Source organism: Burkholderia sp. MS389 (genome assembly GCF_016899425.1).
In the GTDB taxonomy this organism is placed as follows: Bacteria; Pseudomonadota; Gammaproteobacteria; order Burkholderiales; family Burkholderiaceae; genus Burkholderia; species Burkholderia sola.
The window spans coordinates 2,620,135-2,642,400 of the sequence record NZ_CP045994.1; the positions used below are offsets into that span (position 1 = coordinate 2,620,135).

At 68.0% G+C, this 22,266-nt stretch carries 25 protein-coding genes; 18 read left to right on the plus strand and 7 right to left on the minus strand.

From position 1 onward, the window contains the following. Positions 1 to 320 precede the first annotated feature (320 nt). Entirely contained in the window at positions 321 to 674 is a 354-nt protein-coding gene (locus tag GJG85_RS12170; RefSeq protein WP_060733606.1) for a Rap1a/Tai family immunity protein, read from the plus strand. A gap of 841 nt (positions 675 to 1,515) precedes the next feature. Here the strand turns inward: GJG85_RS12170 and GJG85_RS12175 are convergent. Next, on the minus strand, positions 1,516 to 1,908 hold the full coding sequence (locus GJG85_RS12175; RefSeq protein WP_050016404.1) for a methylglyoxal synthase: 393 nt from the start codon (positions 1,906 to 1,908) through the stop codon (positions 1,516 to 1,518). Positions 1,909 to 1,960: 52 nt separating this feature from the next. Next, positions 1,961 to 2,740, minus strand: a complete 780-nt coding sequence (locus tag GJG85_RS12180) for an SDR family oxidoreductase (protein ID WP_124594795.1) — start codon at positions 2,738 to 2,740, stop codon at positions 1,961 to 1,963. Between the two features lie 208 nt (positions 2,741 to 2,948). Between GJG85_RS12180 and upp the strand changes: the two genes are divergently transcribed. The 9 genes from upp (at position 2,949) to rng (ending at position 10,827) form a co-directional block, all read left to right on the plus strand. Next, the gene (gene upp, locus GJG85_RS12185; RefSeq protein WP_006478229.1) at positions 2,949 to 3,599 is read left to right on the plus strand and encodes a uracil phosphoribosyltransferase; all 651 of its coding nucleotides are present in this window, start codon (positions 2,949 to 2,951) and stop codon (positions 3,597 to 3,599) included. A 228-nt stretch (positions 3,600 to 3,827) separates the two neighbouring features. Continuing rightward, a complete protein-coding gene (locus tag GJG85_RS12190) occupies positions 3,828 to 4,556 on the plus strand; it encodes a YebC/PmpR family DNA-binding transcriptional regulator (protein WP_006478227.1) in 729 nt (242 codons plus the stop codon). Between the two features lie 105 nt (positions 4,557 to 4,661). Continuing rightward, positions 4,662 to 5,942, plus strand: coding sequence for a phosphoribosylamine--glycine ligase (gene purD, locus GJG85_RS12195; RefSeq protein WP_050016400.1), 1,281 nt, complete (start codon positions 4,662 to 4,664; stop codon positions 5,940 to 5,942). 118 nt (positions 5,943 to 6,060) lie between these two features. Continuing rightward, positions 6,061 to 6,984 carry an oxygen-dependent coproporphyrinogen oxidase gene (gene hemF / locus GJG85_RS12200; RefSeq protein WP_050016398.1) on the plus strand — a complete coding sequence of 308 codons (924 nt, stop codon included), beginning with the start codon at positions 6,061 to 6,063 and terminating at the stop codon, positions 6,982 to 6,984. 14 nt (positions 6,985 to 6,998) lie between these two features. Then, the gene (locus GJG85_RS12205) at positions 6,999 to 7,724 is read left to right on the plus strand and encodes a nicotinate-nucleotide adenylyltransferase (protein ID WP_306427010.1); all 726 of its coding nucleotides are present in this window, start codon (positions 6,999 to 7,001) and stop codon (positions 7,722 to 7,724) included. A gap of 4 nt (positions 7,725 to 7,728) precedes the next feature. After that, a complete protein-coding gene (rsfS, locus tag GJG85_RS12210) occupies positions 7,729 to 8,175 on the plus strand; it encodes a ribosome silencing factor (protein ID WP_050016394.1) in 447 nt (148 codons plus the stop codon). A gap of 19 nt (positions 8,176 to 8,194) precedes the next feature. Next, positions 8,195 to 8,665 (plus strand): 23S rRNA (pseudouridine(1915)-N(3))-methyltransferase RlmH, encoded by a 471-nt coding sequence (gene rlmH, locus GJG85_RS12215; protein ID WP_006478222.1) that lies wholly within the window; start codon positions 8,195 to 8,197, stop codon positions 8,663 to 8,665. 51 nt (positions 8,666 to 8,716) lie between these two features. Next, positions 8,717 to 9,349 carry a Maf family protein gene (locus tag GJG85_RS12220; protein WP_050016392.1) on the plus strand — a complete coding sequence of 211 codons (633 nt, stop codon included), beginning with the start codon at positions 8,717 to 8,719 and terminating at the stop codon, positions 9,347 to 9,349. 8 nt (positions 9,350 to 9,357) lie between these two features. Next, positions 9,358 to 10,827: a ribonuclease G gene (rng, locus tag GJG85_RS12225; protein ID WP_050016390.1), complete on the plus strand. Its 1,470-nt coding sequence runs from the start codon at positions 9,358 to 9,360 to the stop codon at positions 10,825 to 10,827. 85 nt (positions 10,828 to 10,912) lie between these two features. Here the strand turns inward: rng and GJG85_RS12230 are convergent, their stop codons facing one another. Together GJG85_RS12230 and GJG85_RS12235 are read right to left on the minus strand one after the other, a co-directional pair. Beyond that, positions 10,913 to 11,293, minus strand: a complete 381-nt coding sequence (locus tag GJG85_RS12230) for a DUF1493 family protein (RefSeq protein WP_050016388.1) — start codon at positions 11,291 to 11,293, stop codon at positions 10,913 to 10,915. A gap of 2 nt (positions 11,294 to 11,295) precedes the next feature. Further along, complete coding sequence (locus GJG85_RS12235) at positions 11,296 to 11,475, minus strand: hypothetical protein (RefSeq protein WP_050016386.1); 180 nt, start codon at positions 11,473 to 11,475, stop codon at positions 11,296 to 11,298. Between the two features lie 210 nt (positions 11,476 to 11,685). Between GJG85_RS12235 and GJG85_RS12240 the strand changes: the two genes are divergently transcribed. The 5 genes from GJG85_RS12240 (at position 11,686) to GJG85_RS12260 (ending at position 15,239) form a co-directional block, all read left to right on the plus strand. Beyond that, on the plus strand, positions 11,686 to 12,021 hold the full coding sequence (locus GJG85_RS12240) for a 50S ribosome-binding protein YggL (RefSeq protein ID WP_050016383.1): 336 nt from the start codon (positions 11,686 to 11,688) through the stop codon (positions 12,019 to 12,021). Between the two features lie 138 nt (positions 12,022 to 12,159). Continuing rightward, on the plus strand, positions 12,160 to 12,312 hold the full coding sequence (locus GJG85_RS12245; protein WP_160300526.1) for a hypothetical protein: 153 nt from the start codon (positions 12,160 to 12,162) through the stop codon (positions 12,310 to 12,312). Positions 12,313 to 12,403: 91 nt separating this feature from the next. After that, positions 12,404 to 13,375 (plus strand): PRC-barrel domain-containing protein, encoded by a 972-nt coding sequence (locus tag GJG85_RS12250; protein WP_124631395.1) that lies wholly within the window; start codon positions 12,404 to 12,406, stop codon positions 13,373 to 13,375. Continuing rightward, positions 13,372 to 14,631, plus strand: coding sequence for an MFS transporter (locus GJG85_RS12255; RefSeq protein ID WP_050016379.1), 1,260 nt, complete (start codon positions 13,372 to 13,374; stop codon positions 14,629 to 14,631). Before GJG85_RS12250 ends, GJG85_RS12255 begins: the two co-directional genes overlap by 4 nt. A 41-nt stretch (positions 14,632 to 14,672) precedes the next feature. Further along, complete coding sequence (locus GJG85_RS12260) at positions 14,673 to 15,239, plus strand: FUSC family protein (protein WP_124554881.1); 567 nt, start codon at positions 14,673 to 14,675, stop codon at positions 15,237 to 15,239. A gap of 79 nt (positions 15,240 to 15,318) precedes the next feature. On the opposite strand, the gene GJG85_RS12265 is transcribed toward GJG85_RS12260, so the two are convergent. Next, positions 15,319 to 15,708, minus strand: coding sequence for an RcnB family protein (locus tag GJG85_RS12265; RefSeq protein WP_050016374.1), 390 nt, complete (start codon positions 15,706 to 15,708; stop codon positions 15,319 to 15,321). Between the two features lie 89 nt (positions 15,709 to 15,797). Then, entirely contained in the window at positions 15,798 to 17,549 is a 1,752-nt protein-coding gene (msbA, locus tag GJG85_RS12270; protein ID WP_050016372.1) for a lipid A export permease/ATP-binding protein MsbA, read from the minus strand. Positions 17,550 to 17,773: 224 nt separating this feature from the next. Here msbA and GJG85_RS12275 point away from each other — a divergent pair, with 224 nt between their 5' ends. The 3 genes from GJG85_RS12275 to GJG85_RS12285 all read left to right on the plus strand — a co-directional run bounded on the left by GJG85_RS12275 (position 17,774) and on the right by GJG85_RS12285 (position 20,893). Next, positions 17,774 to 18,526 carry a glycosyltransferase family 2 protein gene (locus GJG85_RS12275; protein ID WP_089488696.1) on the plus strand — a complete coding sequence of 251 codons (753 nt, stop codon included), beginning with the start codon at positions 17,774 to 17,776 and terminating at the stop codon, positions 18,524 to 18,526. Between the two features lie 120 nt (positions 18,527 to 18,646). Continuing rightward, a complete protein-coding gene (locus GJG85_RS12280; protein ID WP_050016365.1) occupies positions 18,647 to 19,489 on the plus strand; it encodes a glycosyltransferase in 843 nt (280 codons plus the stop codon). Between the two features lie 132 nt (positions 19,490 to 19,621). Continuing rightward, positions 19,622 to 20,893 carry an O-antigen ligase family protein gene (locus GJG85_RS12285; RefSeq protein ID WP_204383336.1) on the plus strand — a complete coding sequence of 424 codons (1,272 nt, stop codon included), beginning with the start codon at positions 19,622 to 19,624 and terminating at the stop codon, positions 20,891 to 20,893. A gap of 138 nt (positions 20,894 to 21,031) precedes the next feature. Here the strand turns inward: GJG85_RS12285 and GJG85_RS12290 are convergent, their stop codons facing one another. Continuing rightward, positions 21,032 to 22,210 carry a glycosyltransferase family 9 protein gene (locus GJG85_RS12290; protein WP_050016362.1) on the minus strand — a complete coding sequence of 393 codons (1,179 nt, stop codon included), beginning with the start codon at positions 22,208 to 22,210 and terminating at the stop codon, positions 21,032 to 21,034. Between the last annotated feature and the right edge of the window lie 56 nt (positions 22,211 to 22,266).

The window sequence follows — 22,266 nt, forward strand, 5'->3', positions numbered from 1 at the left end:
CATGGGCCGCGCATGAGGAAAACGGCGCGGTATGAGACCGGTCGCTGCCGCTCGTTTCCTTCGCTTGCGCAGTCAATGATGTTCGGCACACTTTGTAACGTTGACGTCACGTCGCTCGCGCCGCGATGGCCGAACCGGGCCGTTGGTCATTTCTCGCCTCGCGCCCCGTGCGCAAAGGATCTCCCGCGCGGTGTCGACGCGCTTTTCCCGAACCGACGAAGGTCGACGTCGATCGGCCCGACAACCGGTTCTGGCCATGGTCATTTACGAGACGACGGCCGTGCTAATTTGCCTGCTGCCCAATTCGCCCAGTCCACCCCATGAAGCTCGCTCTTGTCTGGAATGTGATCGCTTTCGCGTCGCTATCCGCAAGTATCGGCAGCGCAACCGCGGCCCCGATACCGCGTGCGGACGGCACCCGTTTGCTCGACGGCCTGAGCCGTTCCGACAACACGCCGTATGCTGGCGCCGAGCGCCACGCTATGGCCGGGTATCTGGCAGGCGTGGCCGATGCGACCGAAGGCCAGGACTGGTGCGACAACGGGCGTGTCAAACCGGGGGAAATCGATTCGGAAGTGCTCCACGATCTCGGGAAATGGCCGAGAGATGCGCTGAGGGCAAATGCGGCAGTCCTGGTCACATACGTCTTGCGACAAAAATACCCGTGCCATTAGCCGCGCCCGAAATACCGGACATTGCCTCTCACCGGAACGAACGGGTAGCTGGGCCGACTGATCACAACGTCTCGGAAGGTTGCGCTCTTAACGTTGAACACATGCTAACCATCGACACAGATGACTTTAGACTTCAAATGGAGCCCGTTGCTGCGCGACGCGACGAACCGGGAGGGCCGTATCTTGAATGGATCGATGTACGGATCCAATTGACGGTACCGAGTATCCAGGCGGAAGGGCAATGGAGTGTCATGCCCGACGAGTTGCGACAATTTCGGCAACAGATTCAATCCATTCAAACGCAGCTTCAAGCCGGGCAACGAGCGGAGCTAACAGGCGTTGAGCCGGGGTTTGAGCTGATATTGCGAACACTTGATCGACGCGCAATCGTGGGCGACTGGCGCTTTCAGCCGACCCCTCCCGAGGGAGCATGCATCACAGGGTATTGCGGGCTGGATCAGTCCTTCTTGCCCGAACTGCTACAAGGAATCGAATCCCTTCTATCGTTCAGGGGAACGAGCAAATCACCGTAATCGAGGCCCTCGCGCGCGGATGCACGTGCCTTGGTCGACGCCGTAGTCAGCCAGCCGACGGCTTCGCCGAACGCGCAAGCGCGCTCGCCAGCTCGATTGTGTGCCAGGCCATCACGCCAAGAAGCGGTGCCGTCATGAGTGGCGCGCTGAAGCCTTCGAACCCGGCCGTTGCGTGGCAATGCACCGGCCCGCTCGCTCGACAGCGAAGCATTCGGCACGATCCGTCCGACACTCCGCGGCCGATCGCATACGACAACTTCTTGAACGAAGCCCCCGACCGCTAAAGCGCGGCGCTCTTCAACAGCTGCCTAGCAAACGTCCTGCATGTTCCGCGCCAGATCGTCGAGCAGCATCCGCGCGGTCGCGACGTTGGTCGCGACCGGCACGTCGTGCACGTCGCACGCGCGCACCAGCGCGGTGATGTCGGGGTCGTGCGGCTGCGCGGTCATCGGGTCGCGCAGGAATATGACAATGTCGACGCGGCCGTCGGCCAGTTCCGCGCCGATCTGCAGGTCGCCGCCGAGCGGCCCCGACAGCTTGCGCTCGACCTCGAGCCCGTGCGCGGCGGCGATCCGGCCGCCCGTCGTGCCGGTCGCCACCAGCCGGCATTGCGCGAGCGTCTCGCGATACTGGCCCGCGAGCGCGACGATCTCGTCCTTCTTCGCGTCGTGCGCAATCAATGCGATGCGGGGTTTGCTCATCTCCAGTTCCTTCGTCGTTCGGTTGTTGTCGTCGTGAATCGAAAAGCGCGGGTCAGAACGTACCCGGATACGCGCCGCCGTCGAGCAGCCAGTTCTGCCCGGTGATGTAGCCGGCATGCACGCTGCACAGGAACGCGCAGGCCGCGCCGAATTCCGCGCGCGTGCCCAGGCGCCCGGCCGGGATGTCCTTGGTGCGCCGCGCACGCATCTCGTCGACCGTCACGCCCTGCGCCTTCGCCGACGCGGCGAGCGTCGTCGCGATCCGGTCGGTGTCGAACAACCCGGGCAGCAGGTTGTTGATCGTCACGCCCTGCCCCGCGACCTTGCGCGACAGCCCCGCGACGAAGCCAGTCAGCCCCGAGCGAGCGCCGTTCGACAGCGCGAGCACGTCGATCGGCGCCTTCACGGCCGAACTCGTGATGTTGACGATCCGGCCGAAGCCGCGGCCGATCATCCCGTCGACGGTCGCGCGGATCAGCTCGATCGGCGTCAGCATGTTCGCCTCGAGCGCGCGGATCCAGTCGTCGTGCGAGAAATCGCGGAAGTCGCCGGGCGGCGGGCCGCCGGCATTCGTCACGAGAATGTCCGGCTGCGGGCACGCGGCGAGCGCGGCCGCGCGGCCGTCCGGCGTCGTGATGTCGCACGCGACCGCCGTGACCGACACGTTCGCGCCGGCACGGATCTCTTCCGCGGTTTCCTCCAGCGTGTCGCGCGTGCGCGCGACGATCACGAGGTTCACGCCCTCGGCGGCCAGCGCTTCCGCGCAGCCGCGCCCGAGACCCTTGCTGGCCGCGCACACGAGCGCGGTCTTTCCTTCGATGCCGAGATCCATCGTCGCTTCCCTGGTGGCGCGCGTGCCGGCGGCCCCGCACGGCCGCCGGCGGGCGGGCGAGCGGGCGTGCGCGGCACGCGGATTGTCGTGAGACGTCGATAATATCCGGATCGCGCGGCGCGCCTTGGTAAAATTGCGGCCATGAGCGACGGCCGGCCTCGCGCCCGCCGCCGCCCCCGATCCCCTTTTGCCGCCAAGGCACCCCGTCATGAAACAGGACAGCCGTTTCCCGAACCTCTTCATCACCGATCACCCGCTGATCCAGCACAAGCTCACGCACATGCGCGACAAGGACACGTCCACGCGCACGTTCCGCGAACTGCTGCGCGAGATCACGCTGCTGATGGGCTATGAGATCACCCGCAACCTGCCGATCACGACCAAGCGGGTCGAAACCCCGCTGGTGGCGGTCGACGCGCCGGTGATCGCCGGCAAGAAGCTCGCGATCGTGCCCGTGCTGCGCGCGGGCATCGGGATGTCGGACGGCCTGCTCGACCTGGTGCCGTCCGCGCGCGTCGGTCACATCGGTGTGTACCGCGCCGAAGACCACCGCCCGGTCGAATATCTGGTGCGCCTGCCGGACCTGGAAGACCGCATCTTCATCCTGTGCGACCCGATGGTCGCGACCGGCTATTCGGCCGTGCATGCGGTCGACGTGCTCAAGCGCCGCAACGTGCCGGCCGCGAACATCATGTTCGTCGCGCTGGTCGCCGCGCCCGAAGGCGTGCAGGTGTTCCAGGACGCGCACCCGGACGTGAAGCTGTTCGTCGCGTCGCTCGACTCGCACCTGAACGAGCACGCGTACATCGTGCCGGGCCTGGGCGACGCCGGCGACCGCCTGTTCGGCACCAAGAACTGACGGAACCGAGCGGCCGGCGCCACCGTGCCGCGCGGCCCGGCGCGCCGCGACGGCCGCCCTGGCCGTTCGGCCATGCGCGGCGGCCCCGAACCGGCGGTCGCCGCGTGATAAAATCACGATCCACTCGACACGCGCGGCCCCGCGGCTTCATGCCCGCCGACACGGCCGCCGATTCAACGACACATTGCAACAATCGCCCGCGCTGCGCGCCCGGGCACGGAGAAAGGTATGGCTGGTCATTCGAAATGGGCCAACATCAAGCATAAGAAGGCTGCGGCCGACGCGAAGCGCGGCAAGATCTGGACCCGCCTGATCAAGGAAATCCAGGTGGCGGCGCGCCTCGGCGGCGGCGACGTCAACTCGAACCCGCGCCTGCGTCTCGCGGTCGACAAGGCAGCCGACGCGAACATGCCGAAGGACAACGTCAAGCGCGCGATCGATCGCGGCGTCGGCGGCGCGGACGGCGCGAACTACGAAGAAATCCGTTACGAAGGCTACGGCATCAGCGGCGCGGCGATCATCGTCGACACGCTGACCGACAACCGCACCCGCACGGTCGCGGAAGTCCGCCACGCGTTCTCGAAGTTCGGCGGCAACATGGGCACCGACGGCTCGGTCGCGTTCATGTTCGATCACGTCGGCCAGTTCCTGTTCGCGCCCGGCACGTCGGAAGACGCGCTGATGGAAGCCGCGCTCGAAGCCGGCGCGAACGACGTGAACACGAACGACGACGGCTCGATCGAAGTGCTGTGCGACTGGCAGGCATTCTCGGCGGTGAAGGACGCGCTCGAAGCCGCGGGCTTCAAGGCCGAACTCGCCGAAGTGACGATGAAGCCGCAGAACGAAGTCGAATTCACCGGCGACGACGCGGCGAAGATGCAGAAGCTGCTGGACGCGCTCGAGAACCTCGACGACGTGCAGGACGTGTATACGAACGCCGTCATCGTCGAGGAATGAGATGCCGGCCGCCGTGCGCAGCGTTGCGGCGGCGGCCCGACCGATTTCGCGGCCGGCGCGCCTGAGCGTGCCGGCCGCCCTGTTTTCTAGTCTGCGGGGAATCCCATGAAACTACTCGTCGTCGGTTCCGGCGGCCGCGAACATGCGCTGGCGTGGAAGCTCGCGCAGTCGCCGCGCGTCCAGATGGTCTACGTCGCGCCGGGCAATGGCGGCACGGCGCAGGACGAGCGTCTGAAGAACGTCGACATCACGGCGCTCGACGAACTCGCCGATTTCGCGGAACGCGAAGGCGTCGCGTTCACGCTCGTCGGGCCGGAAGCACCGCTCGCGGCCGGCATCGTCAACCTGTTCCGCGCACGCGGCCTGAAGGTGTTCGGCCCGACCCGCGAAGCCGCGCAACTCGAAAGCTCGAAGGATTTCGCGAAGGCGTTCATGAAGCGCCACAACATTCCGACGGCCGACTACGAAACCTTCGCCGACGCGGCCGCCGCCCACGCGTACATCGACGCGAAGGGTGCGCCGATCGTCGTGAAGGCCGACGGCCTCGCGGCCGGCAAGGGCGTCGTCGTCGCGATGACGCTCGAAGAGGCCCATGCGGCCGTCGACATGATGCTGTCGGGCAACAAGCTCGGCGATGCCGGCGCGCGCGTCGTGATCGAGGAATTCCTCGATGGCGAGGAAGCGAGCTTCATCGTGATGGTCGACGGCAAGCACGCGCTGGCGCTGGCGTCCAGCCAGGACCACAAGCGCCTGCTCGACGAAGATCGCGGCCCGAACACCGGCGGCATGGGTGCATATTCGCCCGCGCCGATCGTCACGCCGCAGATGCACGCCCGCGTGATGCGCGAAATCATCATGCCGACCGTGCGCGGGATGGAGAAGGACGGCATCCGCTTCACGGGCTTCCTGTACGCGGGCCTGATGATCGACAAGGATGGCAATCCGCGCACGCTCGAGTTCAACTGCCGGATGGGCGACCCGGAAACGCAGCCGATCATGGCGCGCCTGAAGAGCGATTTCTCGAAGGTCGTCGAGCAGGCGATCGCGGGCACCCTCGACACGGTCGAGCTCGACTGGGATCGCCGCACCGCGCTCGGCGTCGTGCTGGCCGCGCACGGTTACCCGGACGCGCCGCGCAAGGGCGACCGCATCAACGGCATCCCGGCCGAGACCGAACAGGCCGTGACGTTCCATGCGGGCACGACGCTCAATGACGGCGACAAGCTCGTGACGTCCGGCGGCCGCGTGCTGTGCGTGGTCGGCCTCGCCGATTCGGTGCGCGAAGCGCAGCAGCATGCGTACGACACGATCAACCAGATCAATTTCGAAGGCATGCAGTACCGCCGCGACATCGGCTTTCGCGCGCTCAACCGCAAGAGCGCGTGACGTCGCCATCGCCGCCCCGCGCCCGCGCGGCGGCGACCCGTCTGCCGGGGTTCGATAGAATGCCCGGCAGATGCTTTTTTTACGGCCCCCGCTCCGGGTGGGGGCAGCCAGTCCAGACATGACCGATTCGACCTACGACGTGGCGCGTGTGCGCACGTACCTCCAGGGCCTGCAGACACGCATCGCCGACGCGCTCGGCGCGCTCGACGGCACGCCGCTCGCGACCGACACGTGGCAGCGCGGGCCGGCCGAACGCCTGCGCGGCGGCGGCTGCACGCGGATTCTCGAAGGCGGCCGCGTGTTCGAACGCGCGGGAATCGGCTTTTCCGACGTCGCGGGCGACGCGCTGCCGCCGTCGGCCAGCGCGGCGCGTCCGCAGCTCGCGGGCCGCGGCTTCGAGGCGCTCGGCGTGTCGCTCGTGCTGCACCCGCGCAATCCGTACTGCCCGACCGTGCACATGAACGTGCGGATGCTGATCGCGACGAAACCGGGCGAAGACCCCGTGTTCTGGTTCGGCGGCGGCATGGATCTGACACCGGTTTACGGCTTCGAGGACGACGCGCGGCATTTCCACCAGACCTGCAAGGATGCGCTCGACCCGTTCGGCGCCGAGCTCTACCCGCGCTTCAAGCAATGGTGCGACGAATATTTCTTCCTGAAGCACCGCAACGAAACGCGCGGCATCGGCGGGATCTTCTTCGACGATTTCTCGGAACCCGGTTTCGAACGCTCGTTTGACATGATGCAAAGCGTCGGCGATGCGTTCCTGCACGCTTACCTGCCGATCGTCGAGCGCCGCGCCGAACTGCCGTACGGCGAGCGCGAACGCGACTTCCAGGCCTACCGCCGCGGCCGCTACGTCGAATTCAACCTCGTGTTCGACCGCGGCACGCTGTTCGGCCTGCAAAGCGGCGGCCGGACCGAGTCGATCCTGATGTCGATGCCGCCGGTCGCGAACTGGCGCTACAACTGGCAACCCGAGCCGGGTTCGCCGGAAGCGCGCCTTTACAGCGACTTCCTCGTGCCGCGCGACTGGGTCTGAGCCCGCGCGTGCCGCTGCCCCAACGAAAGGACGCGTTTCTGGACACCACCGCCCGCCCCGCCCCGCTGCCGCGTCGTATCGGCTTGCTGGGCGGCACCTTCGACCCGATCCACGACGGTCATCTCGCGCTCGCGCGCCGGTTCGCCGCGCTGCTCGACCTGACCGAACTCGTGCTGCTGCCCGCCGGACAGCCGTACCAGAAGCGCGACGTGTCGGCCGCCGAGCACCGGCTCGCGATGACGCGCGCGGCCGCGGATTCGCTCGTGCTGCCGGGCGTGACCGTGACCGTCGCCACCGACGAGATCGAGCACACCGGCCCGACCTACACGGTCGAGACGCTCGCGCGCTGGCGCGAGCGGATCGGCCCGGATGCGTCGCTGTCGCTGCTGATCGGCGCCGACCAGCTCGTGCGCCTCGATACGTGGCGCGACTGGCGCACGCTGTTCGACTACGCGCACATCGGCGTGTCGACGCGCCCGGGCTTCGAGCTCGGCGCGGCGCCGCCGGACGTCGCGCGGGAGATCGCCGCGCGGCAGGCCTGCGCCGACGTGCTCAAGGCCACGCCGGCAGGCAACCTGCTGATCGATACGACCCTTTCGTTCGACATCGCCGCGACCGACATCCGCGCGCACCTGCGCGCATGCATCGCACGCCATGCGCAAATGCCCGACGCGTCGGCCGAACATGTGCCGGCCGCCGTATGGGCCTATATTCTTCAACATCGCCTCTACCATTCCTGAATCCATGGATATTCGCAAACTGCAGCGCGTGATCGTCGACGCCCTCGAAGACGTCAAGGCGCAAGACATCAAGGTGTTCAACACCAGCCACCTGACCGAACTGTTCGACCGCGTGGTCGTCGCGTCGGGCACCTCCAACCGACAGACCAAGGCGCTCGCGTCGAACGTGCGCGACAAGGTCAAGGAAGCCGGCGGCGACGTCGTCAGCTCCGAAGGCGAGGACACCGGCGAATGGGTGCTGGTCGACTGCGGCGACGCGGTCGTGCACATCCTGCAACCGGCGCTGCGCCAGTACTACAACCTCGAGGAAATCTGGGGCGACAAGCCCGTGCGGATGAAGCTCGGCGGCGGCAAGGGCAACGGCTTCGCGACGGCCAGCGAAGACGAGGACGACGAGGAAGAAGCCGCGCCCGCACGCCCGGCGCGCAAGACGGCGGCCCGCCGCCGCTGAGTCGCAGCGAGTCGTCCCGATGAAGCTTTTCATCCTCGCGGTCGGCCACAAGATGCCGGGCTGGATCGCATCCGGCTTCGACGAATACACGAAGCGGATGCCGCCCGAACTGCGCATCGAGCTGCGCGAAATCAAGCCTGAACTGCGTTCGGGCGGCCGCAGCGCCGAAAGCGTGATGGCCGCCGAGCGGCAGAAGATCGAGGCCGCACTGCCGAAGGGCGCGCGCCTCGTCGCGCTCGACGAGCGCGGCCGCGACTGGACCACGATGCAGCTCGCGCAGGCGCTGCCCGGCTGGCAGCAGGACGGCCGCGACGTCGCGTTCGTGATCGGCGGCGCTGACGGGCTCGATCCGGACCTGAAAGCGCGCGCCGACGTGCTGCTGCGCATTTCGAGCATGACACTGCCGCACGGCATGGTGCGCGTGCTGCTCGCCGAACAGCTTTACCGGGCGTGGAGCATCACGCAGAATCACCCCTACCACCGCGCATGACGTGTCGTCCTCGAGACGCGCGCCACGCGCGCCTAACGAGATAACGACACCATGCCGTCCAGCACGTCCCCCGCGCTTTTCCCGATCCTTTACCTCGCCTCGCAAAGCCCGCGCCGCCAGGAGCTGCTGCTGCAGATCGGCGTACGCTTCGAGCTGCTGCTGCCGCGCCCCGACGAGGACGCCGAGGCGCTCGAGGCCGAGCTGCCCGGCGAAGCCGCCGACGCGTACGTGCGGCGCGTGACCGTCGCGAAGGCCGAGGCCGCGCGTGCGCGCCTCATCGCGAGCGGCAAGCCGCCCGCGCCGGTGCTCGTTGCGGACACCACGGTGACCATCGATGGCGCGATCCTCGGCAAGCCGGCCGACGCCGACGATGCGCTCGCGATGCTCACCCGCCTCGCGGGCCGCGCACACGAAGTCCTGACCGCCGTCGCCGTGATCGGCGCCGACGGCGAACTGCTGCCGCCCGCGCTGTCGCGCTCGTCGGTACGCTTTTCAAACGCATCGCGCGACGCGTTCGCGCGCTACGTCGACACCGGCGAGCCGTTCGGCAAGGCCGGCGCGTACGCGATCCAGGGCCGCGCGGCCGAATTCATCGAGCGAATCGACGGATCCCATTCAGGTATCATGGGTCTGCCCCTTTTTGAGACTGCCGCGCTGCTGCGTACCGCACGCGTCGCCTTCTGAACCGCACCATGAACGAAGAAATCCTGATCAACCTAACGCCGCAGGAAACGCGCGTCGCACTCGTCCAGCAAGGTGCGGTGCAGGAGCTTCACGTCGAGCGGACGCTGTCGCGCGGACGGGTCGGCAACATCTATCTCGGCAAGGTCGTGCGCGTGCTGCCCGGCATGCAGTCGGCGTTCATCGACATCGGCCTCGAGCGCGCGGCGTTCCTGCACGTCGCCGACATCTGGCATCCGCGCCTCGCGGGCGAGCCGCAGTCGGGCGCGCCGCACCAGCCGATCGAGAAGATCGTGTTCGAAGGCCAGACGCTGATGGTGCAGGTGATCAAGGATCCGATCGGCACGAAAGGCGCGCGGCTGTCGACGCAGGTCAGCATCGCGGGCCGCACGCTCGTCTACCTGCCGCAGGAGCCGCATATCGGCATCTCGCAGAAGATCGAGAGCGAGGCCGAGCGCGAGGCCGTGCGCGCGCGCCTGACCGCCGTGATCCCGCCGGACGAGAAAGGCGGCTACATCGTGCGCACGATCGCCGAGGATGCGACCTCCGACGAACTGGCCGGCGACGTCGCGTACCTGCGCAAGACCTGGGCGACGATCGTCGCGCAGGCGCAGCGGCTGCCGGCGACGAGCCTGCTGTACCAGGATCTCGATCTCGCGCAGCGCGTGCTGCGCGATTTCGCGAACGACGACACGACGCGCATCCAGGTCGATTCGCGCGAGACCTACCAGCGCCTGTCGGAATTCGCGGGCGAGTTCACGCCGGCCGTGAGTCCGAAGCTGCATCACTACACGGGCGAGCGGCCGCTGTTCGACCTGTACAACATCGAGACGGAGATCCAGCGCGCGCTGTCGCGCCGCGTCGACCTGAAGTCGGGCGGTTACCTGATGATCGACCAGACCGAGGCGATGACGACGATCGACGTGAACACGGGCGGCTATGTCGGCGCGCGCAACTTCGACGACACGATCTTCAAGACCAACCTCGAGGCCGCGCACACGATCGCGCGGCAGCTGCGGCTGCGCAACCTCGGCGGGATCATCATCATCGACTTCATCGACATGGAGAACGCCGAGCATCGCGACGCGGTGCTGTCCGAGCTGAAGAAGGCGCTGTCGCGCGACCGCACGCGCGTGACGGTCAACAGCTTCTCGCAGCTCGGACTCGTCGAGATGACGCGCAAGCGCACGCGCGAATCGCTCGCGCACGTGCTGTGCGAACCGTGCCCGACCTGCCAGGGCAAGGGCCAGGTGAAGACGTCGCGCACCGTGTGCTACGACATCCTGCGCGAGATTCTGCGCGAATCGCGCCAATTCAACCCGCGCGAGTTTCGCGTGATCGCCGCGCAGCAGGTGATCGACCTGTTCCTCGACGAAGAATCGCAGCATCTGGCAATGCTGATCGACTTCATCGGCAAACCGGTGTCGCTGCAGGTCGAGTCGAATCTGAGCCAGGAGCAGTACGACATCGTGCTGATGTAACGGTGGGCTCGTGCAAGGTTGTGCGAAGCGTGCCCGGCGCAGCGCGGATTTCGCGCAACCTCGACCTGCATGCATCGCCGAATGGCTATTCGTCGTCGGGCGCTTCCCGGGCGAAGCGCTCGATCGCTTCGGTATCCCATCGGCCGAGACGCATCGCTTCTTCCAGCATGGCGAGCGTAAGTGGCACGCGCGGCGGCTTACGGTAACGCTCCGAAAACAGCGCGAGAAACGTCGTCACCATGTCTTGGCCCTCAGGACCGAAATAGCGGTCGTAAGGAAACTCGGAGGCCTGCACACCAAATGTTTCTGCCCATTTGTCGATGAACTCGACTGCGTCGACTCCCGTCACGCGCAGATCCTCTTCGAGGCGCGACGATGGTTCGATCCTCAACTGACCGCCGAACAGCGGTCGACCAAGCTCTTCGCGTGCAAATGAGGCCAGCTTTTCCCACGTATCGGTCGGCACGATCAGAACACCCTGGCTTCTGGTTTGGCGACGGCGTTACACCGGCGCACCGTGCTGAACATGATGACTGCTCGCGGCGTGAGATCCTCGCGCCCCTCGTACGCATAGCGATTGTTCGACATACGGCCCTCGTGGTTGTTCGAATGACCGCAGACCTTAGCAAAGCCGAACACGCTCGCCATCCCTGTATCATTCGGTCAAGCGTGTAATAGGCCGCTTGACCAGGCCGCACGGCGAAAGGCGCATCGCGCAATTGTTTAAGAACAGTTTCGGGAACGGTCCCGCGATACGCCCTCTTTCGCCTCCAGCCTCGCCCATGCCGCACGTCGACAGGGTGCGCGCGCCATCCGCCGCGCTATCCTTTCCCACCTCTCGTTCACTCGTCACACACCATGAGCACACGCTACAACCGCCGCCAGCGCAAGAAACTCCACATCGGCGAATTCCAGGAACTCTCGTTCAACGCCACCGCGCATTACCGCAACGACATGACCGACCTCGAGCGCGGCCAGTTGATCGATGCGTTCATCGACTTCGTCGAAGCGAACGGGCTGCTGACCGTCGCGTCCGCGGACGAAGGCATCGGCGCGTACGTGATCTCCGGCGCGCCGCGCGGCACGACGACCGACGCCGATCGCGAGCTCGTGCGCGGGTGGCTGGCCGCGCGTCCGGAGCTGAAGGACGTCCAGGTCAGCGAATTCGCCGACGCGTGGTATCCGGACGCCTGATCTCCCGGTTTGACGCTGCCTTCAGGCAGCGCCCCGCCACCACGGCGGGCCAGGTCGACGTCGTTTCTGCAGAATGATCATGATGGCCGCCGGCGTTGCGGCGCTCTCGTTGCTGTCCGCGTGCGGCAGCTCGGCGCGTTGAGCCAACGCACCGACGGTAGCAGCGCCGGCGCCCGCATCGTCGTCGATCAGTCGCCGGAGCCGCCCGCGACGGCCTCCGATCCCTTCCTTTTCCCGACGGTCCGCCTGCAACCCGCCATCGATATCGGTCCTGAAAGCAAGACACGTTAAACTCTCACCCTCGCGTGGTGCGCCGCCCGCACCCGCCATCCATCGCCAGCCGCGTGCCCTCGGGCCGCCCCGACCCATGGAGTGAGTGTCAATGAGCGGCGGACTCCCGTTTCCCGCATCCCGCAAGTCGTTGCCGTCCTCGACGGTCTTCCTGATCGTCGCCGTCGCCGCGCTGCTGTCCGGCTGCGGGCTGCTGCCGGTTCAGAACCCGCCCGCGCCGATCAGCGAGGCGCTCGTCGAGCCTGTCGAGGAAACCGCCGGCGAGCCGCTGACGATGCCGCCGGTGCCCGCGCCGACGCAACCGGAGGAACCGGAAGCGCCGAAGAAGCCGCACCGCGAAGTGGCGCGGCCGAAGCCCGTGCAGCGCGCCGAATCGCCGACCCCGCCGCCGCCTCCGCCCCCGCCGCTCGTCGCGACGCGCGCGCTCGACCGCACCCAGATCCATGCGCTGCTCGACAGCGAAGTCGCGCGCCGCAACGGCAAGGTGGTCGGCCGCGCGGTCGACATGGTGGTCGACGCGGGCGGCAAGCCGCGCGAGATGATCGTCAACCTGCAAGGCTTCATGGGGATCGGCGACCGCAAGGTCATCTTCCCGTGGAACGTGTTCCGCTTCACGCCGGGCGGCAAACAGGAGCCGATCGTGCTCGACGTGCCGTCGGGCGACCTGCCGCCGGCCGCGCGGCCGAAGGCCGTGCCGCTGTCGGGCTCGGCTGCGGCGTCGCCGGCGACGCGGCTGCCGATGCTCGACAGCGACGTCGAACGCCCGAACGGCACGAAGATCGGCCGGATCGTCGACGTGCTGATCGACCGCGGCGCGCAACCGCAGGCCGTCGTGCTCGACCTCGGCGGGCTCGTCAATACCGACCGCCGTTCGATCGCCGCGAGCTGGGGCGCGCTGCGCTTCGTCACGCGCGACAAGGCGCTGCACCCGCAGCTCGACCTGAACGACGCGCAGATCAAGGCAGCGCCGCCGTACGCGGCCGACAAGCCGATCGTCGCGGTTTTCCCGCCCGTTGCCCCGGCGGCAGCGGTGCCGGCTTCGTCTGCGAGTGCCACCCGATGACGATCAAGCATTCCGTCAGCGTTCGCAGTCTCCGGGCCCTCGACTGGCTCAACTTTTTCGTTGCAAACGTTCAAACCGGGTTCGGTCCGTTCATCGCGTCCTACCTCGCGTCGCACAAGTGGACGCAGGGCGAGATCGGCATGGTGCTGTCGATCGGCACGATCAGTGCGATGGTCAGCCAGGTGCCGGGCGGCGCGGCCGTCGATGCGCTGAAGAACAAGAAGGGCGCGGCCGCGTGGGCGATCGCGGCCATCATCCTGTCCGCGGTGCTGCTCGCGTCGAGCCCGACGATCGTGCCGGTAATCGCCGCCGAGGTGTTCCACGGTTTTGCGAGCTGCATGCTGGTGCCGGCGATGGCCGCGATCTCGTTCTCGCTCGTCGGCCGCGCCGACCTCGGCGACCGGCTCGGCCGCAACGCGCGCTGGGCGTCGATCGGCAGCGCGGTCGCGGCGGGCCTGATGGGGCTCACCGGCGAATACTTCTCCGCGCGCGCGGTGTTCTGGCTGACCGCCGTGCTGGCGCTGCCCGCGCTGTTCGCGCTCGCGATGATCCAGCCGACGCACCAGGTGATTCCGCAGTCGTCGAAGCCTGACGACGTCGACGAAGCCGGCGAGCGCGAAACACTGCTCGAACTGCTGCGCGATCGCCGGATGCTGATCTTCGCGGCCTGTGTCGTGCTGTTCCACCTGTCGAACGCCGCGATGCTGAACCTCGCGGCCGGCGAAGTCACGGCCGGGATGGGCGAGAACGTGCAGCTCGTGATCGCCGCGTGCATCATCGTGCCGCAGGCGATCGTCGCGATGCTGTCGCCGTGGGTCGGCCGTTCCGCGCAGCGCTGGGGGCGCCGGCCGATCCTGCTGCTCGGCTTCTCCGCGCTGCCGGTGCGCGCGTTGCTGTTCGCCGGCGTCAGCAGCCCGTACCTGCTCGTGCCGGTGCAGATGCTCGACGGCATCAGCGCGGCCGTGTTCGGCGTGATGCTGCCGCTGATCGCGGCCGACGTCGCGGGCGGCAAGGGCCGCTACAACCTGTGTATCGGGCTGTTCGGGCTCGCGGCCGGGATCGGCGCGACGCTCAGCACGGCCGTGGCCGGCTACGTCGCCGATCACTTCGGCAACGCGGTCAGTTTCTTCGGGCTCGCCGCGGCAGGCGCGCTCGCGGTGCTGCTGGTCTGGCTCGTGATGCCCGAAACGCGCGTCGACAACGGCGACGCGACAGCCGACGAACCGGCGCCCGCCTCGCCCGAACAGGCGCATTGACGGCGGCGCGCCGCCGCTACCCGCTTCTTGGCCGATGCACGATGGATACGATCAGGACACTCAACGAAGCCCGCCAGCAGATCCAGCAGTCGATCTTCGATCTGTTCAAGGGGCTGTCATTCAGCGAGCGGCTCGCGCAAGGCGGGCTGATGGCGGTGCAGGCCGTGTGCGGCGCGTGCCTCGCGTATGCGATCGGCCGCGCGGTGCATAGCGAGCAGGCGGTGTGGGCGGCGATCACCGCGATCGCCGTCACGCAGCACAACTACTCGGACACGATGTCGCTGTCGCGCGACCAGTTCATCGGTGCGATGGTCGGCGGCGTCCTCGGCTTCGCCGGTGCGGCGTTGGGCGGCGATCGCCTCGTTGCGTATGCGATCACGGTCGCGGTCGTGATCGTCTGCTGCTGGTGCCTGAACATCGGCAGCGCGGCACGGCTCGGCGGCGTGACCGCGACGATCGTGCTGCTGTTCCCCGGCAACGGCCCGCTGTGGGACGTTCCGCTGATCCGGTTCGGCGAAGTGACGCTCGGCACGGTGTGCGCGCTGGGCGTGTGCTGGGCGATGTCGAGCATCGAGCGGCGCTGGTTCCGCCGCGCGGCGGCAAAGTAACGCGGCGCCGGGCAACGCGCCCGGCAGCCGGATGAACGATCGGAACGCTGCGTGACGGTGACGGGGACGGGCCGGGCGGTTACGGACCGACCCGCAGCACGATGCCCGAGCCGATCTGCACGAGCAGGTAGTCGCCGCCGACGCCGACCCAGTGATAGCCGCGCGGCGGCGCGCTCAGGTGATAGCCGCGCCAGTCGTCGACCACGTATTGACGATCGCGGAATTCGTCCGGCAGCCGGTCGCCCTTGTGCCAGTCGCGGCGCGGCCCGTCGGCCCAGCGCGGCGGCACGTCGTCGCGATGCATCGCGTGGCCGGGCGGCACATGTTTCGGGCCATGCCCGCGATGCATGCCGGGGCCGCCGTGGTCATCGCGATTGCCGTGGTTGCCGTGATCCTGCGCCATCGCCGTGGTGGCGGCGCAGCCGGCCGCGATCAGTGCGGCCAGCATCGTGCCGTGCATCCTCTTCATTGTCCTTCCCTCCGTGGTGTCACGTCGAACAAGAAACGACCGGGCTTGCCCGATGAAGACTAGCACACGGCCGGCCGCATGACCGCGCGTCACGCCGCCTGCTGCTGGTACTGGATCCGGTGCAGGTGCGCGTAGAGGCCGCCGTGGCGCAGCAGTTCGTCGTGGCTGCCCTCCTCGACGATCTTGCCGGACTCGAGCACGAGGATGCGGTCCGCGCGCTCGATCGTCGACAGCCGGTGCGCGATCACCAGCGTCGTCCGGCCTTCCATCAGCCGCTCGAGCGCGGCCTGCACGTGGCGCTCCGACTCCGAATCGAGCGCCGACGTCGCTTCGTCGAGGATCAGGATCGGCGCGTCCTTGTAGATCGCGCGCGCAATCGCGAGCCGCTGGCGCTGGCCGCCGGACAACCGCATCCCGTTGCCGCCCACCAGCGTATCGAGCCCGTCGGGCATCGCGGCGACCGCGTCGGCGAGGTTCGCGGCCTCGAGCGCGGCCTGCACGCGCGCGCGGTCGGGCGTCTGCCCGTAGGCGACGTTCGCGGCGATCGTGTCGTTGAACAGCACGACGTCCTGGCTCACCATCGCCATCTGGCTGCGCAGCGCGTGAAGATCGTAGTCGGCAACCGGCACGCCGTCGACCAGGATCGTGCCGTCCGTCGGGTCGAAGAAGCGCGGCAGCAGGTTCACGAGCGTCGTCTTGCCGCTCCCGGACGGGCCGGCGAGCGCGATCATTTCGCCCGGCGCGACCTTGAACGAGATGCGGTCGAGCGTCGGCCGTTCGGCCGCGCCGTAATCGAACGACACGGAGCGGAACTCGATCTCGCCGCGCGCGTGCGACAGCGGCCGCCCGCCGCCTTGCGGCTCGGCCGGCTCGTCGATCAGCCCGAAGATCAGCTCGGCGGCCGTCATCCCGCGCTGCAGCGGCTGGTTGACGTCGATCAGGTGCTTGAGCGGCGAGATCACCAGCAGCATCGACGTGACGAACGCGACGAAGCCGCCGACCGTCGTCTGGTCGTTCGACGACTGCACGACCGCGATCGTGATCACGACCGCGAGCGCGATCGACGCGAGGAACTGCGTGAGCGGCTGCGCGAGGCCGCCCGAGATCGTCATGCGCATCGCATAGCCGCGCAGGCGCTTGCTCATCGTCGTGAAGCGGTCCATCTCGTACGCTTCGCCGTTGTGCACCTTGACGACCTTGTAGCCGCCGACCGTCTCCTCGACGATGTACGACAGTTCGTTGGTCAGCGTCTGGTGCTCGCGGTTCAGGCGGCGCAGCCGGCGGTTGATCTTGCTGACGAGCCAGCCGATGCCCGGCAGGATCACCGCGACGATCAGCGTGAGCCGCCAGTTCAGGTAGAACAGGTAGCCGAGCAGGAAGATCACCGTCAGCGAGTCGCGCACGAGCGTGACCATCACGCCCGTCAGCACCGACAGGATCTGGTTGACCTCGAACACGATCGCGTTGATTACCGTGCTCGCGGTTTCGCGCTGGAAGAACGACGCGCCCGTGTGGAGCATCCGCTGGAACATTTCGAGCCGCAGCTGCAGCAGGATGCGGTTCGATACGTAGTTGAGCAGGTAATTCGACGTGTACTGCGAGACGCCGCGCACCAGCGCGAGGCCGATCACCGCGATCGGCACGTACCATTTCGCGCTGTCGCTGCCGTGCGAGCCGAAGCCGTGGTCGAGCAGCGGCTTGAGCAGCGCCGGAATGCCGGCTTCGGTGGCCGCGACGACGCCCATCGTCATCACGGCGAGCACCACGATGCCGACGAGCGGCCGGATGTACGGCCACAGGCGCTTGAGGACCGTGAGCGGCGACGTGCCGGTGCCGTCCATCGGTTTGCGAAGAGTGTTCTGGGTTTCCAAGGCAATCCTTCTTGAGCCGCGATGCGGCGCCCGGCGCGTGGCCGCCCGGGTGTGCGCCCCGTCGGGCGGGTGCCGGAAAGGGCTCAACATTATAGCTGCACCGCCCCCGCGGGCACGCCCGTCGCCGATGCGGGCCGCGGCCGGGCCGAAGGTATACTGCCGCTCACCGTTTTCTCCGCCTTTCCGACGATTTCATGGCTGAACCCTCCCTCGGCGTCGCCCTCATCGCCCTCAACGCATCCGCGCGGCTCGCGCAGTGTCTCGATGCGCTGTCGTTCGCCGACGACGTCGTCGTGATCGACGGCGGCAGCACCGACGATACCGTCGCGATCGCGCAGGCGCACGGCGCGCGCGTGATCGTCGAGCGCGACTGGCCGGGCTTCGGCCCGCAGAAGAACCGCGCGCTCGACGCGCTCGGCACCGACTGGATCCTGTCGCTCGATACCGACGAAATCGTCACGCCGGAACTCGCGCGGTCGATCCGCGACGCGATCCGCGCGCCGGCCGCGCAGGTCTATGCGCTCGACCGGCTGTCGAGCTTCTGCGGCCAGTGGATCCATCACAGCGGCTGGTATCCGGACTGGGTGCCGCGGCTGTTCCGGCGCGGCGCCGCACGGTTCTCGGACGATCTCGTGCACGAGCGCCTCGTATTCGATACCGCCGCGCAGCGCCTGACCGGCAAGCTGATGCACTACTCGTACGAGGATTTCGAAACGGTCGTGCGCAAGCTCGACGCGTATTCGACGGCCGGCGCGCGCCAGCGCCGCGCGGCCGGCCAGCGCGGCGGCTTCGGCAAGGCGCTCGGCCGCGGCGCGTGGGCGTTCGTGCGAACCTACGTGCTGCGGCGCGGGTTCCTCGACGGCCGCGCGGGCTTCATGATCGCGGTGTTCAACGCGGAAACCGTGTACTACCGCTTCCTGAAGCTCGGTCACGAGCCGACACGCTAGGCACCCGCCCGGTGCGCGATCGGCGCGGCGTTACAATGCCGGGTTGCGCGCACCGTGCGTGCCCGCCCGAGCGGCCGCGCTGCGCGCCGCCCGTCACGACGACCACCGAATCCGACCGCCATGTTCTCCATCATCATCCCGACCTGGAACAACCTGCCGTACCTCAAGCTCGTCGTCGACAGCCTGCGCCGGCATTCCGCGTACGACCACCAGATCATCGTGCACGTGAACGACGGCTCGGACGGCACCCTCGACTGGGTGCGCAACGAAGGGATCGAACACACCGCGTCGCCGACCAACATCGGCATCTGCCATGCGGTCAACCTGGCCGCCGCGCGCGCCACGCGCGACTACGTGGTCTACATGAACGACGACATGTTCTGCTGCCCGGGCTGGGACACGGCGCTCGTGCGCCGCATCGAACAGATGCCCACCGACCTGTTCATGCTGTCGGGCACGATGGTCGAGCCGGTCGACACGCGCAACCCGTGCGTGGTCGTCAGCAATTTCGGCCGCGACGCCGAGCAGTTCGACGCGGCGGGCCTCGTCGCCGCGACTCCGAAGCTGGTGCGTGCCGACTGGCTCGGCTCGACCTGGCCGCCGACGCTCGTGCACCGCGACTGGTGGAACCGCATCGGCGGCTACAGCAGCGAGCTGTCGCCGGGCATGAGCAGCGACAACGACTTCTCGATGAAATTCTGGGACGCCGGTTGCCGGATCTTCGTCGGCGTCGGCGAAAGCCTCGTGTACCACTTCCAGCAGAAGAGCACCGGCAAGATCGTCAAGAACGACGGCCGCCGCCAGTTCCTGAACAAATGGGGCATGACGCAGGCGACGTTCGACCGCTACTACCTGCATCGCGGCGAGCCGCTCGGCACGCAGATCGCGCTCGATACACCGGTGGTGGAAGGCCGCCTCAAGCGCGCGCTGCTGCGCTCGCGGATCAAGCGCGCGTTCAGCTGATCCCGCCCCGAAAACCGCACGGAAACCTGCCCTGCTTCGCGTATACTGCGCCGTTCGTCCCGGGTCTCTCGCCGGGATAAGCGACGCGGCGCAGATGCCCGCAAGCCGCATTCGTCCATACGACAGGTTCCGATGCTTTCGTTTTCCGCTCCCGCCACGCGGCGCCTGACCGCCGCCCGCGCATTCGCCGTCGCCGCGCTCTGCATGGTGCCCGTTTCGACCGCGCTGACCAACGTGTTCTGCGGGCTGTTCGCCGCCGCGCTCGTGATCTCCCCCGAGTTCTGGCGCGACCTGCGCTCGTTCGTCGCCGACCCGGCTTCGCTCGCGGCGCTGCTGATCCTGGCCGCGAGCGTCACCTATACGGTCGCGCCGCACAACAAGGCGTGGAACTGGGTCGCGAAGTACGACAAGCTGCTGCTGCTGCCGTTCGCCGTGCTCGCGTTCCGTCATTCGAACTGGGCGCCGATCGTGCGGCGCTGCTGGTTCGGCACGCTGTGCGTGATCCTGCTGCTGTCGACGACCAACTATCTCGGGCTCACCGCGATCGGGCCGGCGTATGCGACCCAACTGCCGCTGTCGCGCGCGTGGGTGTTCAAGAACCACATCGCGGCCGGCATGTTCGGCGCGCTGCTGTTCTACCAGGCGGCCGATCTCGCGCTCGCGGCCCGCACGGCGCTGTCGCGCGCCGCCTATGCGGCCGTCGCCGCGTGGTCGCTCGTCAACGTGTTCGTGATGCTGCAGGGACGCACGGGACAGGTCATCGCGCTGCTGCTGATCCTCGTCGTCGCGGTGCGTTTCGTGCTGTTGCTGCGCCGGCAGTCCGCGCTGCGCGCGGGGCTTGCCGCCGGCGTGCTCGTCCTGGCGGGCGTCGCGCTCGTGGTTGCTGCATGCACGGTCCACAACGGCCGGCTGACGAAGGTCGTGACGGAAGTGCAGCAATACCGGCAGAGCGATGCGGCCACGTCGACCGGGCTGCGCCTCGAGTGGTACAAGAAGGGGCTGGAGCTGTATCGGCAGCGCCCGGTGATCGGCTACGGTGCGGGCGGCCTCGAATCCGAATTCGAGAAGCTCACGGCCGGCAAGACGGCCGCCGAAGGGCAGCTCACGTCGAACCCGCACAACGAATACCTGCTGATGGCCGTGCAGCTCGGTACGATCGGCCTGCTGCTGTTCGTCAACCTGATCGTGCAGATCGCGCGCGGCAGCCGTACGCTCGATCCGCGCTCGCAGCACTTGCTGCTCGGGTGGCTCGCGATCTTCGCGATCGGCAGCCTCGCGAATTCGCTGCTGCTGGATTTCGCCGAAGGGCACCTGATCGTGCTGCTGGCCGGCATCCTGCTCGGTTGCGGCGAACGCGGCGAAGCGCTGCCGCGCGAAACGTCGGCGATCCGGCGCAGCGTGTAACGCACGCCGGCATACGTTCCGCTGCCCTGCCCGGCCGGGTTCGGGGCAGCGGACATCCACCGCCGATGCGGGCGAGCCGCGCGGCTCTCCGCGAAACACGCCCCCTGCGAACGAAGAAAAACGCGCGCTTGCCGCGCGTCAGTCGGATCCGGTGCGGTGCAGCCGCGACGTGTCGACGACGATGTCGGCCGGGCCCGGCGGATTCAGCCCGAGCATCTCGGCTGCCGCGGCCTTCACGCGCTGCGCACTGAGATGAACGAGGCAGTCGCTGCGGCTGTCGACATGACGCTCGCAGCCTTCGTGCCGGCACGGCACGCAGTCGCCTTCCCCTTGCAGCAGCCACACGTTCCCGTGCCGGCCCGAGCCGCGCAGCGACCACGGATTCTCGGTCGCGGGCCAGTGCTGCGGCCACGGCCCCCAGCGCACGGGGTCGGACGGCCCGAACAGCGCGATCGTGTCGGTGCCGGTCGCGGCCGCGACGTGCGTCGCGCCGGTGTCGGGCCCGATGAAGAGCCGCGCGCGCCGCACGAGCTCCGCGCTCTCGCCGAACGTCAGGCGGCCGACCAGGTTCAGCACGTCGCCACCCGCCTCGCTCGCGACCTGCTCCGCATACTCGCGCTCGCGATCGGCCGGGCCGCCCGACAGCGCGACCGCGAAGCCCTGCTCGCGCAACCAGCCGATCATCTCTACCCAGCCGTCGAGCCGCCATTGCTTGTAGCGGAACATCGGATACGGATGCAGCACGACCAGCGGCTTGCCGGCGCGGATCGCGGGCGACTCGGCGAGCCACGCGTCGAAACGTGCGCGCCGCGCGGGATCGTCGCCGATGCCGGGCGCGACGACCTCGGACACCGGCTCGATGCCGATCACCGGCGCAAGCGCGAGCGTACTGACGACCGTATGTGCGGATTCATGGTGATTGATCGCGATCCCGTTCAGCATCATCCGCGTGAGCCACGTGACGCGGTTCGGGTCGACGAGGCCGACCCGCTTGCGGCCGGCGAACCAGCTGTAGAAACGCGGCCGGTCGGAACTCAGCGCCGCGCACGCGAGATCGTAGCGGCGCCACATCGACAGCGCGTCGCGCAGCCGCTCGCCGAACCCCGCGCGCTGCGCGACCACGATCACGCGCCGCACGTCCGGATTGTGCTCGAGCACGCCCTCGGTGCCGCGAAACACCAGCATGTCGATCTGCGCGTCCGGCCAGCGGGCCTTCAGCGACCGGACGAGCGGTGTCGTCAGCAGCACGTCGCCGATACGGCGCGGCGCGGCAACGAGGATGGTTCTGGGCGGACGGGCGGAGGAAAACAGGGCCACGGTGATCGTCTGGCTGGCTGAACAAGGCTGGCAATGTACAGGATTTTGCAGCAGCC

What these genes read in the sequence shown, in the direction of transcription:
- GJG85_RS12180 (WP_124594795.1), bottom strand. Translation starts at nt 2,740, where the DNA reads ATGGATCTCGGCATCGAAGGAAAGACCGCGCTCGTGTGCGCGGCCAGC.
- GJG85_RS12220 (WP_050016392.1), top strand. Translation starts at nt 8,717, where the DNA reads ATGCCGTCCAGCACGTCCCCCGCGCTTTTCCCGATCCTTTACCTCGCC.
- GJG85_RS12170 (WP_060733606.1), top strand. Translation starts at nt 321, where the DNA reads ATGAAGCTCGCTCTTGTCTGGAATGTGATCGCTTTCGCGTCGCTATCC.
- GJG85_RS12190 (WP_006478227.1), top strand. Translation starts at nt 3,828, where the DNA reads ATGGCTGGTCATTCGAAATGGGCCAACATCAAGCATAAGAAGGCTGCG.
- GJG85_RS12235 (WP_050016386.1), bottom strand. Translation starts at nt 11,475, where the DNA reads ATGGCGAGCGTGTTCGGCTTTGCTAAGGTCTGCGGTCATTCGAACAAC.
- rng (WP_050016390.1), top strand. Translation starts at nt 9,358, where the DNA reads ATGAACGAAGAAATCCTGATCAACCTAACGCCGCAGGAAACGCGCGTC.
- GJG85_RS12285 (WP_204383336.1), top strand. Translation starts at nt 19,622, where the DNA reads ATGCTTTCGTTTTCCGCTCCCGCCACGCGGCGCCTGACCGCCGCCCGC.
- msbA (WP_050016372.1), bottom strand. Translation starts at nt 17,549, where the DNA reads ATGGACGGCACCGGCACGTCGCCGCTCACGGTCCTCAAGCGCCTGTGG.
- hemF (WP_050016398.1), top strand. Translation starts at nt 6,061, where the DNA reads ATGACCGATTCGACCTACGACGTGGCGCGTGTGCGCACGTACCTCCAG.
- GJG85_RS12175 (WP_050016404.1), bottom strand. Translation starts at nt 1,908, where the DNA reads ATGAGCAAACCCCGCATCGCATTGATTGCGCACGACGCGAAGAAGGAC.
- GJG85_RS12250 (WP_124631395.1), top strand. Translation starts at nt 12,404, where the DNA reads ATGAGCGGCGGACTCCCGTTTCCCGCATCCCGCAAGTCGTTGCCGTCC.
- GJG85_RS12260 (WP_124554881.1), top strand. Translation starts at nt 14,673, where the DNA reads ATGGATACGATCAGGACACTCAACGAAGCCCGCCAGCAGATCCAGCAG.
- GJG85_RS12275 (WP_089488696.1), top strand. Translation starts at nt 17,774, where the DNA reads ATGGCTGAACCCTCCCTCGGCGTCGCCCTCATCGCCCTCAACGCATCC.
- GJG85_RS12280 (WP_050016365.1), top strand. Translation starts at nt 18,647, where the DNA reads ATGTTCTCCATCATCATCCCGACCTGGAACAACCTGCCGTACCTCAAG.
- GJG85_RS12240 (WP_050016383.1), top strand. Translation starts at nt 11,686, where the DNA reads ATGAGCACACGCTACAACCGCCGCCAGCGCAAGAAACTCCACATCGGC.
- rsfS (WP_050016394.1), top strand. Translation starts at nt 7,729, where the DNA reads ATGGATATTCGCAAACTGCAGCGCGTGATCGTCGACGCCCTCGAAGAC.
- purD (WP_050016400.1), top strand. Translation starts at nt 4,662, where the DNA reads ATGAAACTACTCGTCGTCGGTTCCGGCGGCCGCGAACATGCGCTGGCG.
- GJG85_RS12255 (WP_050016379.1), top strand. Translation starts at nt 13,372, where the DNA reads ATGACGATCAAGCATTCCGTCAGCGTTCGCAGTCTCCGGGCCCTCGAC.
- rlmH (WP_006478222.1), top strand. Translation starts at nt 8,195, where the DNA reads ATGAAGCTTTTCATCCTCGCGGTCGGCCACAAGATGCCGGGCTGGATC.
- GJG85_RS12265 (WP_050016374.1), bottom strand. Translation starts at nt 15,708, where the DNA reads ATGAAGAGGATGCACGGCACGATGCTGGCCGCACTGATCGCGGCCGGC.
- upp (WP_006478229.1), top strand. Translation starts at nt 2,949, where the DNA reads ATGAAACAGGACAGCCGTTTCCCGAACCTCTTCATCACCGATCACCCG.